Annotated in this window: 10 protein-coding genes; 2 read left to right on the top strand and 8 right to left on the bottom strand. The window is 51.4% G+C overall.

The features are described from left to right. Positions 1-172: 172 nt before the first annotated feature. Positions 173-1,378: a sodium/glutamate symporter gene (gene gltS / locus PS053_RS13915; RefSeq protein WP_000468838.1), complete on the top strand. Its 1,206-nt coding sequence runs from the start codon at positions 173-175 to the stop codon at positions 1,376-1,378. Between the two features lie 188 nt (positions 1,379-1,566). Here gltS and recG read toward each other — a convergent pair whose 3' ends face one another. Genes recG through gmk form a run of 5 tightly spaced genes read right to left on the bottom strand, consistent with a single transcriptional unit; the run spans position 1,567 to position 7,428 of the window. Beyond that, positions 1,567-3,648 carry an ATP-dependent DNA helicase RecG gene (recG, locus tag PS053_RS13910; protein ID WP_000678467.1) on the bottom strand — a complete coding sequence of 694 codons (2,082 nt, stop codon included), beginning with the start codon at positions 3,646-3,648 and terminating at the stop codon, positions 1,567-1,569. A gap of 5 nt (positions 3,649-3,653) precedes the next feature. Beyond that, positions 3,654-4,343 (bottom strand): tRNA (guanosine(18)-2'-O)-methyltransferase TrmH, encoded by a 690-nt coding sequence (trmH, locus tag PS053_RS13905; RefSeq protein ID WP_000993813.1) that lies wholly within the window; start codon positions 4,341-4,343, stop codon positions 3,654-3,656. A 4-nt stretch (positions 4,344-4,347) separates the two neighbouring features. Next, on the bottom strand, positions 4,348-6,456 hold the full coding sequence (gene spoT, locus PS053_RS13900; RefSeq protein WP_000280465.1) for a bifunctional GTP diphosphokinase/guanosine-3',5'-bis pyrophosphate 3'-pyrophosphohydrolase: 2,109 nt from the start codon (positions 6,454-6,456) through the stop codon (positions 4,348-4,350). 18 nt (positions 6,457-6,474) lie between these two features. Next, positions 6,475-6,750, bottom strand: a complete 276-nt coding sequence (gene rpoZ, locus PS053_RS13895) for a DNA-directed RNA polymerase subunit omega (protein ID WP_000135055.1) — start codon at positions 6,748-6,750, stop codon at positions 6,475-6,477. Between the two features lie 54 nt (positions 6,751-6,804). Next, the gene (gmk, locus tag PS053_RS13890; protein WP_002460337.1) at positions 6,805-7,428 is read right to left on the bottom strand and encodes a guanylate kinase; all 624 of its coding nucleotides are present in this window, start codon (positions 7,426-7,428) and stop codon (positions 6,805-6,807) included. 257 nt (positions 7,429-7,685) lie between these two features. On the opposite strand from gmk, the gene ligB reads away from it, so the two are divergent. After that, a complete protein-coding gene (gene ligB / locus PS053_RS13885) occupies positions 7,686-9,371 on the top strand; it encodes an NAD-dependent DNA ligase LigB (protein WP_059225568.1) in 1,686 nt (561 codons plus the stop codon). Here the strand turns inward: ligB and PS053_RS13880 are convergent. The 3 genes from PS053_RS13880 to dtpC all read right to left on the bottom strand — a co-directional run bounded on the left by PS053_RS13880 (position 9,368) and on the right by dtpC (position 13,464). Next, positions 9,368-9,985, bottom strand: coding sequence for a trimeric intracellular cation channel family protein (locus PS053_RS13880; RefSeq protein ID WP_000924290.1), 618 nt, complete (start codon positions 9,983-9,985; stop codon positions 9,368-9,370). The two genes, ligB and PS053_RS13880, sit on opposite strands and share 4 nt — an antisense overlap. A gap of 268 nt (positions 9,986-10,253) precedes the next feature. Next, positions 10,254-11,771, bottom strand: coding sequence for a lysine--tRNA ligase (gene lysS, locus PS053_RS13875; RefSeq protein WP_000003797.1), 1,518 nt, complete (start codon positions 11,769-11,771; stop codon positions 10,254-10,256). 235 nt (positions 11,772-12,006) lie between these two features. Beyond that, positions 12,007-13,464: a dipeptide/tripeptide permease DtpC gene (dtpC, locus tag PS053_RS13870; RefSeq protein ID WP_000856808.1), complete on the bottom strand. Its 1,458-nt coding sequence runs from the start codon at positions 13,462-13,464 to the stop codon at positions 12,007-12,009. Between the last annotated feature and the right edge of the window lie 9 nt (positions 13,465-13,473).

The raw sequence follows: 13,473 nt of genomic DNA, 5'->3' as shown, positions 1-13,473 counted from the left end.
TTATATAACTTTTGGTTGTTTTCTGCTTAAAATCCATGCCATTTTTTTATTTTCGGCTGAGAATTTGAACCCGGAAAGCATGACCTTGATACTCGTCATATTTCGCCTTGCAGTAAGGGCATGAGGAGGTATGACGAGTATGGAAGAGTGATGCGGACACAAAGGAGTAACTATGTTTCATCTCGATACTTTAGCAACGCTTGTTGCCGCGACGCTGACGTTGCTGCTCGGGCGCAAGTTGGTCCATTCCGTCTCCTTTTTGAAGAAATACACCATACCGGAACCTGTTGCGGGTGGTTTGTTAGTGGCGCTGGCGCTGCTGGTATTGAAAAAAAGCATGGGTTGGGAAGTCAACTTTGATATGTCCCTGCGCGATCCGTTGATGCTGGCTTTCTTCGCTACCATTGGTCTGAACGCCAACCTTGCCAGTTTGCGTGCCGGTGGGCGTGTGGTAGGGGTTTTCCTGATTGTGGTTGTTGGTCTGTTGGTGATGCAAAATGCCATTGGCATTGGTATGGCCAGCCTGTTAGGACTCGATCCGCTTATGGGACTGTTGGCGGGGTCTATTACGCTTTCTGGCGGTCATGGGACCGGCGCGGCGTGGAGTAAATTATTCATTGAACGCTACGGTTTTACTAACGCGACGGAAGTGGCGATGGCCTGTGCGACGTTCGGTCTGGTGTTGGGCGGACTGATTGGCGGCCCTGTGGCCCGGTATCTGGTAAAACATTCCACCACGCCAAACGGTATCCCTGATGACCAGGAAGTCCCAACCGCGTTCGAAAAACCGGATGTGGGGCGCATGATCACCTCGCTGGTGCTGATTGAAACCATTGCGCTGATCGCTATCTGCCTGACAGTGGGGAAAATCGTTGCCCAGTTACTGGCTGGAACCGCTTTTGAATTGCCAACCTTCGTTTGTGTGCTGTTTGTTGGCGTGATTTTAAGCAATGGCTTGTCAATGATGGGCTTTTACCGCGTCTTCGAGCGTGCGGTATCCGTTCTGGGTAACGTGAGCCTGTCGCTGTTCCTGGCGATGGCGCTGATGGGGCTGAAACTGTGGGAACTGGCTTCGCTGGCGCTGCCGATGCTGGCGATTCTGGTGGCGCAGACCATCTTCATGGCGTTGTACGCTATCTTTGTCACCTGGCGCATGATGGGGAAAAACTACGATGCGGCGGTGCTGGCTGCGGGTCACTGTGGTTTTGGTCTTGGCGCAACGCCAACAGCAATCGCCAATATGCAGGCGATCACTGAACGCTTTGGTCCATCTCATATGGCGTTCCTGGTGGTGCCGATGGTTGGTGCGTTCTTTATCGATATCGTCAACGCACTGGTGATTAAGCTGTATTTGATGCTGCCTATTTTTGCAGGTTAATTGATGAAGCGGCGGTGTAAGTGCCGCCGCAACAAAGACAAGTGCCTGATGCGCTTCGCTTATCAGGCCTACGTATTGATTCACAATTTATTGAGTTCGTAAGTTTCTGTAGGCTGGATAAGGCGTTCACGCCGCATCCGGCAAGAAGGTAGGGCAACCTGAAACGACGGTCTTCTCACCGCCGTCTTTTATGCGTTGGAGTAACGTTCCGTTTCCGGCATCCAGCGTTCTATCAGCGCTTTTGCCCGTTGTGGGTAACGTTCGTGAATATGCCGTGCCAGGCGCTGAACTTCCGGGATCATGGCTTGATCGCGCAGTAAGTCGGCCACTTTAAATTCGGCATTACCCGTTTGACGGGTACCTAACAATTCACCCGGTCCGCGAATTTCTAAATCTTTCTGTGCAATCACAAATCCATCGTTGCTGTCGCGCAGCACTTGCAGGCGGATTTGCGCCGTTTTGGAGAGCGGCGTTTTGTAGAGCAGCACGCAGTGAGAAGCCACCGCGCCACGGCCCACGCGACCACGTAACTGGTGCAACTGCGCCAGACCCAGACGTTCCGGGTTTTCGATAATCATCAGACTGGCGTTAGGTACATCAACACCGACTTCAATGACGGTAGTGGCAACCAACAGGTGCAGCTCGCCCTGTTTAAACGATGCCATCACCGCCTGTTTCTCGGCAGGTTTCATCCGCCCATGCACCAGACCGATGTTCAGTTCCGGCAAGGCCAGTTTCAACTCTTCCCACGTTGCTTCTGCCGCTTGCGCTTCCAGTAATTCTGACTCTTCAATCAGCGTACAAACCCAATACGCCTGACGACCTTCAGTCATACAGGCATGACGCACGCGAGCGATAATGTCGTTACGGCGTGTATCCGGGATAGCAACAGTCGTCACTGGCGTACGACCAGGCGGTAATTCATCAATAACCGAGGTATCGAGATCGGCATAGGCGGTCATCGCCAGCGTGCGTGGGATCGGCGTGGCAGTCATGATCAACTGATGAGGATGGAAACCCTGTTGCTGGCCTTTCTCCCATAATGCCAGACGCTGATGTACGCCAAAGCGGTGTTGTTCATCGATAATCACCAGCGCCAGACCATTAAACTGCACCTGCTCCTGGAAGATGGCGTGGGTACCGACAATCATCTGCACCTGACCGCTGGCGATGGCTTCTTGCTGAGCCAGTCGTGCTTTGCCTTTCTGTTTGCCAGCCAGCCAACCCACTTCGATACCCAACGGTTCAAACCAGTTGCGGAAGTTATTGGCGTGCTGCTCTGCCAGCAGTTCTGTCGGCGCCATCAATGCCACTTGTTTACCGTGTGCAATAGCACGCAGTGCGGCGAGGGCGGCAACCAGCGTTTTACCGGAGCCTACATCGCCCTGCACCAGACGCATCATTGGAACATCCAGTGCCATATCGCGCTCGATCTCCGCCACCACGCGAGCCTGAGCGCCCGTCGGCTTGAACGGCAGCGCGGCAAGGAGTTTATTCTTCAGCGCGTCATTGGCGCTAAGCGGCTGGGCATGGAAACGTTGCGCTCCGGCGCGTAACGCTAACATGCTGAGGTTGTGCGCCAGCAACTCTTCCAGAATCAACCGGCGCTGTGCCGGATGCTGCCCGGTTTCCAGATCGCTAAGCTGGAGCGTTGGCGGCGGACGATGCAGGGTACGTAAGGCTTCCGGTAGCGTCATCATGCCTTGTGACAGTTCAGGAGGCAGTAGCTCTTCAATGGCACAGGTTTCGAGTAGCTCCAGCGCCTGATCGGTCAATTTACGCAACGTCGCCTGCTTTACGCCTTCCGTTGTTGGGTAAACCGGCGTGAGCGTTTCTTGTAACTCCGGTGTGCTGAGATCGCCCTGCACGCGGTATTCCGGGTGGATCATTTCCGCGCCATATTTACCGCGTTTTGCTTCCCCATAGGCCAGCACGCGCCGTCCTGTCGCCAGGCTGTTTTTCATCGCCGCATTAAAATTGAAAAAGCGCATGGTGAGAATGCCGGAACCATCGCTGATCTGGCAGGTCATCATCCGCCGACCACCGAAGGTGATATTGCAGTTCAACACCTCGCCTTCTACCGTGGCATAGATACCCGGCAGTAGTTCGCCGATGGGGTAGAGATGGGTGCGGTCTTCGTAGCGCAGGGGAAGATGCAGCAGCAAGTCCTGCACGGTATGCAAGTTGATTTTTGCCAGCTTGTTACTTTGCGCTGCACCAACGCCCGTTAGGGAACTGAGCGGGACAGCATCTAACAGGCGACCTTTCATCGCGCTTACCCTGCCGCTTGCATGGTGGCCCACCAGTTATCATCGGCTTCAATTTCGCCCTGCTGGTTGACGTGGGGGTAGGGAAGACCTTTACGTTTTGCGACTTTTGCCAGCACCGGATAACCGCCTTCAAACAGCAGGCGTTGTTGTTCTGCCTCCGGCAACATGCTGTTTTCACGCAGATACATGCCTGCGTTTTGTCGCTGACGTTGAGCTTCATAAAGAATAAGGGCGGAGGCGACGGAGACGTTCAGTGACTGCACCATACCGACCATCGGGATGATGATATCCTGATCCGCCAGTTCTAACGCTTCCTTCGTGATACCCGTTTTCTCCTGGCCCATTAAAATACAGGTCGGGCGGGTGTAATCAATTTCGCGGAAATCGACAGCGTTGTCAGAAAGATGCGTTGCCAGAATCTGCATGCCCCGGCCTTTCAAATGGGCAACGGCATCGCCAATAGTGCGGTGCGTTTTCACCTGTACCCAGCTGTTGCTGCCTGCCGCGGTTGAAGCCATGGTGCGCATTCGGCTACCCGGCCAGATAGCGTGAACTTCGTGTACGCCAACGGCATCTGCGGTACGAATGATCGCAGAAACGTTATGGGGCTTGTGAACCTGTTCCATGCAGACAGTCAGATCAGGCTGTCGCCTGGCGAGCATTTCGCAGATACGCGCATAACGTTGTGCATTCATAGGACTAGTTTCGGTTTCGGGTAACTTTAATTACGTCCGGCATCACGCGAATTTTGCGCATGATATTCGCCAGATGTACACGGTCGCGCGCAGTCAGGCGAATAAAGGCGCTGTAGACACGACCATCTTTTTCTTCCGTATTCAGACTTTGAATATTGGAATTGGTGGTATTGATCGCCGCCGTCAGGTTTGCCAGTGCGCCCTGATGGTTGAACATCTCCACCTTGATTTCGGTGATGAACTCCTGCGCCGTCTCTTTATCCCATTCTACAGCCATAAACTTCTCAGGCTCTTTCTGGTAACCACGGATGTTACGGCAGGATTCATGGTGAATCACCAGACCTTTACCGGGGCTGACATGAGCAATAATGGGATCGCCAGGAATCGGACGGCAACATTTCGCAAAAGTGATCAACACACCATCGGCACCTTTAATCGGCAGATGACCATGGGCCAATGTTGCCGGAGGAACAGGCGCATCCCCGTACTGAAGATTCTTCGCCACTACTACGCTCATCGCGTTGCCAAGACCGATTTCCGCCAGCAGATCATCCAGCGTCGCCAGCTTCATACGATCCAGCTCGCGCTGAATATTCTCTTGCGGGATTTCATTGAGCTTACGACTGCCGCCTAACGCATGATTGAGCAGACGACGGCCAAGGCTCACGGAATCATCACGTTTGAGGTTTTTCAGCAGCTGGCGAATTTTAGCGCGCGCTTTCGAACTGACGACAAAGTTCAGCCATGCAGCGTTTGGACGAGCGCCTGGTGCGGTAATGATTTCAACGGTTTGACCGCTGGAGAGTGGCTGCGATAGTGGATATGGCTGGCGGTCGACGCGTGCGCCCACGCAGGCGTGACCAATGTCGGTGTGCACCGCATAGGCGAAATCGACGGGTGTGGCGCCAGCCGGTAGTTCGACAATGCGCCCTTCCGGTGTGAAAACGTAAATCTCATCCGGGAAGAGATCGGATTTAACGCTCTCGATAAATTCAAACGAGCTACCGGCACTCTGCTGAAGTTCCAGCAGGCTTTGCATCCAACGCTGGGCGCGGATTTGTGCAGTCGTGCTGGTTTCGCCGTGTTCTTTATACGCCCAGTGAGCGGCAACACCCATCTCCGCCATCTGGTCCATATCCTCAGTACGGATCTGGACTTCAACCGGTACGCCGTGCGGACCAATCATTGAGGTGTGTAAAGACTGATAGCCGTTTGCTTTTGGAATGGCGATATAGTCTTTTACACGTCCCGGACGCGGTTTGTACAGGCTGTGCATCTGACCGAGCACGCGATAACAAGTATCGGCATCATGGACGATCACGCGGAACGCGTAGATATCCATTATTGAGTGAAAACGCTGCTCTTTGAGCACCATTTTGCAGTAGATCGAATAAAGATGCTTCTCACGTCCACTGACGCGGCACGGGATTCCCGCTTCCTGCAAGCGCCCTTCGATTTCTGAGAGGATTTTTTGAATCATCTCTTTACGGTTGCCGCGCGCGGCTTTCACCACTTCTTTAATCACGCGGTAACGGTTTGGATACAGCGCTTCAAAACCCAGCTCTTCGAGTTCGGTTTTAATATGGTGAATACCTAAACGGTGTGCCAGCGGACTGTAGATTTCCAGCGTTTCGCGCGCGATGCGGCGGCGTTTATCCGGGCGTAGTGCGCCCAGTGTGCGCATGTTGTGGGTGCGGTCAGCGAGTTTGATGAGAATGACGCGGATATCCTGCACCATCGCCATAATCATCTTGCGAAAGTTTTCGGCCTGCGCCTCTTTCTTATCGCGGAACTTGAGTTTATCAAGCTTCGATACACCTTCTACCAGTTCGGCGACGCTTTTACCAAAAAGCTGTTCCATGTCCTGGTAGGTGGCCGGGGTATCTTCAATCACGTCATGCAGTAGCGCCGCCATGAGCGTTTCATAGTCGAGTTTCATCTCGGCCAGAATGCAAGCAACCGCTACCGGATGCGTGATATAGGGTTCACCGCTTGAACGTGTCTGCCCCTCGTGAGCGTCACGTGCAACGAGATACGCCTGCCGCAGACGTTTAATTTGGTCTTCCGGCAGGTAGTTTTGAATCAGTTGATTCAGGCTTTCAAACAGATACAAGGGCGACCCGCTTTGTGATTAACGACGACCTTCAGCAATAGCGGCAACGGCATTAATTTCAGCGGCTTCCTGCTCTTGCTGTTCCTGACGATCGCGAGCATCGAGGATCTGATTGTTAATCAGACCTTCTTCGATTTCGCGAAGCGCAATTACTGTGGTTTTATCGTTTTCTTCCGGTACCAGCGGATCCTTTCCGCCTACCTGCATCTGACGAGCGCGACGCGCGGCGACCAGTACCAGGTCAAAACGGTTACCAATTTTCTCTACAGCGTCCTGAACAGTTACGCGTGCCATACTTAAAAAGCTCCACAGGTGAAGAAATGACTGGGCATGATACTGAAAGAAGATTCAGTCTGCCAATAATTTGCTGATTAAAGCGTCATGACGCTGCTTTTGGCGGCTCATGCGCAAACGTTCGGCGCGAATAATGGTCTTCAAATCGGTCAATGCGGTATCGAAGTCATCATTCACAATCAGGTAATCATATTCGGCGTAATGGCTCATTTCTGCAACAGCTTGCGCCATACGCTTTGCAATGACCTCTTCGCTGTCCTGACCGCGACCACGCAGACGGCGGTCCAGTTCGATTTTGGACGGCGGTAAAATAAAGATGCTCCGTGCATGGGGCATTTTCTGGCGGATTTGCTGCGCACCTTGCCAGTCAATGTCCAGGAAGACATCTACGCCAGTCGCCAACACTTGTTCGATGGCCTCGCGTGACGTTCCATAGTAATTACCGAACACTTCTGCGTGCTCGAGGAACGCATCTCTGCTAATCATTTCTTTAAATTCATCATGATTAACAAAGAAGTAGTGCTCACCATGTACTTCACCCGGACGCGGCGCGCGCGTGGTGTGTGAAACAGAAACCTGGGTGTCATACAACGGTTGAGTTTTCAATAAAGCCTGAATCAGGCTGGATTTCCCCGCACCACTGGGGGCAGAAACAATATAAAGCGTGCCTTGAGCCATGAGTATTTTACGTATGTGATTAGCGAAATTAAACGTACATACGGGCTTATTATACACATTGCGGCTAGCTGACGCAGTCCTCGCTCACACTTTTTGTACAATGTGGTTGCGTTTTGCGTACCTGCTTCCGAAGTTTTCTGTCATTTACTGCAACAGAGAAGATTCTCTGGAATCGTTATTCCACGCTTCATTTTTGCCCCTCGGTTTTGTTTTCACTACGTTGTATACCTGCCTGACAACGTACAGCGGAGGTGAAGATGAAAGTATGGATTGCAATCTTAATCAGTATCCTGTGCTGGCAATCGTCGGCGCAGGCGGCCTGCCCGGCATGGTCGCCAGTCAAAGCACATGACGAAATTTCCCGCCTGCAACAGCAAATAAAGCAGTGGGACGATGATTACTGGAAAGAAGGGCAAAGTACTATTGAAGACAGTATTTACGATCAGTTAAGCGCCCGCCTTGCCCAGTGGCAACGCTGTTTTGGCGAAGAGACAAATCGTGATGCTATAGCACCGCCGTTACACGGCACCGTTATGCATCCTGTCGCTCATACCGGCGTGCGTAAACTGACCGATAAGAATGCGGTAAGCCAATGGATGCGTGGGCGCGGCGATCTTTGGGTGCAACCGAAAGTAGATGGTGTCGCGGTAACTCTGGTCTATCGCGATGGAAAACTCAGTCAGGTGATCAGTCGTGGTAATGGTCTGAAAGGTGAGGACTGGACGCAGAAAGTACGTCAGATTTCTTCTGTGCCGCACTCTGTAAGCGGACCTTTAGCCAATAGCACGCTTCAGGGCGAAATCTTTCTCCAGCGTGAGAGTCATATCCAACAGCAAATGGGCGGGATGAATGCTCGTTCAAAAGTGGCTGGCCTGATGATGCGACAGGATAACGCTGACACGCTAAATTCTCTGGGCGTATTTATCTGGGCGTGGCCGGATGGACCGCAGTCAATGACTGATCGATTGCATTTGCTTGCGACAGCCGGGTTTGCGTTAACGCAGAGATATACCCGTGCGGTGAAAAATGCAGATGAGGTTGAATGCGCACGCAATGAGTGGTGGAAAGCAAAGTTACCCTTTGTCACCGATGGCGTGGTTGTGCGAGGGGCTAAAGAACCGGAATCCAGCCACTGGCTGCCGGGGCAGGCGGACTGGCTGGCGGCGTGGAAATATCAGCCGGTGGCTCAGGTTGCCGAAGTGAACGCCATTCAGTTTGCCGTGGGTAAGAGTGGAAAAATCTCGGTAGTGGCGTCGCTCGCGCCAGTTATGCTGGACGATAAACGGGTTCAGCGGGTGAACATTGGTTCTGTCAGACGCTGGCAGGAGTGGGACATTGCACCTGGCGATCAAATTCTTATCAGCCTTGCAGGTCAGGGCATTCCTCGTATTGACGATGTGGTGTGGCGTGGTGCTGAACGCACTAAGCCTATGCCGCCAGAAAACCGCTTTAACTCGTTGACGTGCTACTTTGCTTCTGATGTTTGCCGGGAACAATTCATTTCACGCTTAGTCTGGCTGGGTTCAAAACAGGTTTTGGGGCTGGAGGGAATTGGCGAGGCTGGCTGGCGTACGCTGCACCAGACTCATCGCTTTGAACATCTCTTTTCCTGGCTTTCATTAACGCCAGATCAATTACATAACACACCGGGAATAGCGAAAAGTAAAAGCGAACAGCTATGGCATCAGTTTAACCTTGCGCGCAAACAACCTTTTACCCGCTGGGTGATGGCAATGGGAATACCGTTAACTCAGGCGGCTCTTAACGCCAGTGATGAACGGTCCTGGGAGCAACTTTTGCAGAGAACTGAACAATATTGGCAGCAGCTGCCGGGTACAGGAGCACGGCGTGCCAGCAAAGTGATGGAATGGAAAGATAATGCGCAAATCAAGATGCTGGGCAACTGGCTGGCTGCCCAGCAGATCACAGGCTTTGTGCCTTAGTGACCTTCGTGGCTGTAATAAAAAACCGGTAATCCCAGTTTAAGACGCAGTGCCAGCAAACGGGCAAAAAAACCAAATGCCAGAGTGGAGATAATCACTACATCATGGTTAGAGACGTAGTGTTGCAGCACGATATACAGCACGGCGGAAGCAAACGAAACGCCGGCGTACAGCTCTTTTTGAAAGACCAGGGGAATACGTTTACAGAACATATCGCGCAATACGCCGCCAAATACGCCGGTAGTTACAGCGGCGACGACGGCAATGATTGGGCCGTGGCCCATATCCAGCGCAACCTGCGCGCCAATGATAGAAAATACCACCAATCCGAGCGCATCCAGCACCAGAAAGACTTTTCGCAAGTAAGGCATTACAGGGGCGACGATAGTGGTGAGAACCGCAGCGGTGGCGACGATAATCACATATTCAGGATGTTTGACCCAGCCGAGCGGATAGTGTCCTAAGAGGATATCGCGCACTGAACCGCCACCGATTGCAGTAGCTGTCGCAATGATAATTACGCCAAATGTATCCATGCGCCGCCGTCCGGCCGCCAGCGCCCCCGTCATGGCTTCGGCAGTAATGCCAACCAAATACAAAATGTGTAACAGCATGGCTCCCTCCCTAAAAATCTGCCTGGCAGGGTAGCGATTTATGCACGTTGTCACGATTGAGATTTTTTAAGGTGAGACTAAATTGATAAGTTGTGATTATGTGGGGTTGAGGTTTTCTGTAGTATGCATGCATTTTTCTGGTGTCACGCTAAGAAAAACGCATTAGAAAAAGTATGGTAAACGGTCGTTTTCTGACAGCTTTTCCACTAAGTAAAATGCTGCCCGCCTGAGCGGGCAGCATTACATATCTCTTGAATTAAAGCGGAACTTATTTCTGCGGACGCATAGCCGGGAAAAGAATAACGTCGCGGATCGTATGGCTGTTAGTAAACAACATGATCATTCGGTCGATACCAATACCCAGACCCGCAGTTGGCGGCAAACCATATTCCAGTGCGGTGACGTAATCTTCGTCGTAGAACATGGCTTCGTCGTCACCTGCAGCTTTGGCGTTAACCTGCTCCTGGAAACGTTCGGCCTGATCTTCTGCGTCGTTTAATTCGCTAAAACCATTACCGATTTCACGACCGCCGATAAAGAATTCAAAGCGGTCGGTGATTTCCGGGTTAACATCATTACGGCGCGCCAGCGGCGACACTTCTGCCGGATATTCAGTAATAAAGGTCGGCTGAATCAGATGTGCTTCTGCCACTTCATCAAAGATTTCGGTGACAATACGCCCCAGTCCCCAGCTTTTCTCTACTGTAATACCGATAGATTCAGCTAACGCTTTAGCAGCATCAAAATTATCCAGATCAGCCATATCGGTTTCTGGACGATATTTTTTGATTGCTTCACGCATGGTCAGTTTTTCAAACGGTTTACCGAAATCAAACACATGCTCGCCATAAGTGACTTTAGTGGTACCCAGTACATCTTGTGCCAGTGTACGGAACAGCGATTCTGTAAGTTCAATCAAATCGTGGTAATCCGCATACGCCATGTAGAGCTCCATCATCGTGAACTCAGGATTATGGCGAACAGAAATACCTTCGTTACGGAAGTTACGGTTGATTTCAAATACCCGCTCAAAACCACCCACAACCAGGCGTTTCAGATACAGCTCCGGCGCGATACGCAGATACATATCCAAATCCAGAGCATTATGATGGGTAATAAACGGGCGAGCAGATGCCCCACCTGGAATTACCTGCATCATCGGCGTTTCGACTTCCATAAAGCCGCGAGCAACCATGAACTGGCGAATAGCCGCCAGAATTTTTGAGCGCACAACAAAAGTTTGGCGGGATTTATCGTTAGCGATCAGGTCCAGATAACGTTGGCGATAACGTACTTCCTGATCCTGAAGACCATGGAATTTATCCGGCAAAGGACGCAGTGCCTTAGTCAGCAGACGCAACTCAGTACAATGAATGGAAAGCTCGCCAGTTTGCGTCTTAAACAGCGTACCACGTGCGCCGATAATGTCGCCCAGATCCCATTTTTTAAACTGATCGTTATAAACACCTTCTGGCAGGCTATCTCGTGCAACATACAGTTGAATACGACCGCCCACATCCTGCAACGTTACAAAGGAAGCTTTCCCCATGATACGGCGGGTCATCATTCGGCCAGCAACCGAGACTTCAATGTTTAAGGATTCCAGTTCCTGGTTATCCTTCGCATCAAACTCTTCGTGCAACTGGTCAGAGGTATGGTCACGGCGGAAATCATTGGGAAACGCCACACCTTGCTGACGCAGTGCTGCCAGTTTTTCGCGACGATTTCTCAATTCATCGTTAAAATCAATAGCCTCATTGGCTCCCTGTGTTTCTCGTTCAGACATTTTGGTTCCTCTAAATCCAGCGTTCAATTTAGCGTAGATAAAGAGACAGATTGGTATACCGTATTATCTGCCTCGACTATAAATAACTCAGTTTATCTTATCGAAACCAGCACTCACCTCAAGCTGATATCACTAATAAATAACCAATAAAATGGTTTAAATGACTTACACGTCTCGATTTATTAGTGTGTTAAACTGAAAAATATCAACTTATAACTAATTGTTTCTCCGATAATTAATCGCGAGTCTCCTGTATCATATTGGTAGGCGTGCTAAACAGAAATCGGGCAGCAAGGGCCAATACCACGATGATCGCCACACAACCCAACGTCCACTCTCCCATCTGAGAAAAGAATCGCTGGTAAGCCGCAATTGCCATACCGCTAATTTGCGACTCTGTTGTTTGCTGTGCTACTACGCCGGCCAGCCAGTTGGCGACCGCCCCGGTTGCCAGCATATAAATCCCGGTTAATACGCCAGACATTTTCAGACGTGTGATTTGCGCAATCGCCACCGGATCAATAAAGAGTTCGGCAAAGCCCATTAGTGCCAGCCCGGCTATCATCACGCTCATTGACGCCTGACCGCCAGTCGCGGCGTGCCGGGCATCAAATGCCAGCAACATAAAGCCACAAGCCATCAGCAGTAAGCCAAAGGCAAACTTCAGCCAGACGCGTAATGTTGAGTTGCCGTGGCTTTCCGGCGATGCCAGCCAGGCAAGTACAATCCCGGCAAGCATTACCGCAATTGCATTCACTGACTGGAATAGCGCAGTAGGTACTTCAATATTGAATGCCTGACGATTCACAAAGCGATCGATAAACAAGCTGATGGTACTGCCGCCCTGTTGTGCCAGCACCCAGAACAGCGTTCCGACAAACATCAACAATACGATTTGCCAAAGAGCGCGACGGTGTTCAGGGTATTTGATCATCAGGCGTGCAATGATTTGTGCAGCAATAAGGCAAACGATCGCCAGCAAATAGCCGGACCAGTCATTCTCCAGCAGCAGAGTAAAAAATACTGGGGCAAAACAGAGCATCACCATCAACCACCCCCATACCGGTAAGGCAAACTTCACGGTAGTGAGCGCTTTTTTATCCATGCCACGCGTGGACTGAAAATGACGACGACCACTTAAGAAAATCAACAAGCCGATAAACATGCCGCCCCCCGCCAGGGCAAAGCCAACATGCCATCCATACCACTGTGCAGCCAGACCACAGGCGATGGGGGCGGCGATAGAGCCGATATTGCCCGCTGCATACAGCAGCGAAAAACCGCCATCACGACGATGATCGTCCGCGTCATAGAGCTCGCCAAGCAAACAACTGATGTTTGATTTGAATAAACCGTAACCACAAATAATGATTGCCAGCGCCAGATACAGGCTAAAGGTTGAATTTGAATCAATGCCCAGCACCACATGGCCAAGAGTCATTAATAGCGCGCCGGCAATTACTGCAGTGCGGTTGCCGAGCAGGCGGTCGGCAAGCCAGCCGCCGAGAATAGGGGTAACGTAAACCAGGGATGCATATGCGCTGAACAGGCTAATGGCATGGTTATCATCAAAACCAAGCTGATGGGTGAGATAGAGAATGAGTAAGGCACGCATGCCGTAAAAACTGAAGTACTCCCAGATCTGGATCGCCACGATATAGTATATCGCGCGCGGCTGTGAGGGTGTTTTCATGTGTTCTCC

The organism is Escherichia albertii (assembly GCF_028622335.1).
Classification (GTDB): domain Bacteria; phylum Pseudomonadota; class Gammaproteobacteria; order Enterobacterales; family Enterobacteriaceae; genus Escherichia; species Escherichia albertii.
This window is presented reverse-complemented; position numbering and strand designations above follow the sequence as displayed.